This window comes from Nonomuraea spiralis (assembly GCF_014648435.1).
GTDB classification, from domain to species: domain Bacteria; phylum Actinomycetota; class Actinomycetes; order Streptosporangiales; family Streptosporangiaceae; genus Nonomuraea; species Nonomuraea spiralis.
Genome location: NZ_BMRC01000104.1, coordinates 1 through 506, shown reverse-complemented (window position 1 = coordinate 506; position 506 = coordinate 1). Strand labels below are relative to the sequence as shown.

The 506-nt window shown below is 71.9% G+C and carries 1 pseudogene; it reads left to right on the top strand.

Annotation, left to right across the window (positions count from 1 at the left end):
• Window positions 1-506 (top strand): annotated as a pseudogene (locus tag IEZ27_RS55800) (hypothetical protein); the annotation flags it as partial.

Below are 506 nucleotides of genomic sequence, written 5' to 3'. Positions count from 1 at the left end.
AACGATTCGGCCCCTGGATCACGGTCTACAAGCGGCACCGACGCTGGTCGGCCGATGGCACCTGGCAGCGATTGCTGACCGCGATCCAGACCGAGCAGGACGCCCAAGGCCAGATGGACTGGGACATCTCCGTTGACTCCACCACCGTCCGGGCGCACCAGCACGCCGCTGGCGCGCCCCTCACCCCGCCGCCTGATCCCGCACCGCCCGGCCGACAAAAGGGGGGCGCGGCGGGGACAAACCGGGGCGATCCGGTGCTGGCCGCGCTGGCCGCCCGGCTGGCGGAGGTGGTCAGACTGGAGAATGTCTAGGCCGGTCCCGTGGCGGGTTCACCACCAAGATTCACCTGTCGGCGGACGGCCGATGCCGGGCGCTGTCGCTGGTCCTGACACCGGGCCAGTGCGGCGACAGCCCGCAGCTGGAGCGGGTACTGCGGGCCGTTCGGGTTCCTCGGCCGGGGCCAGGACGCCCACGTACCCGACCCGACAGCGTGGCCGCGGACAAGG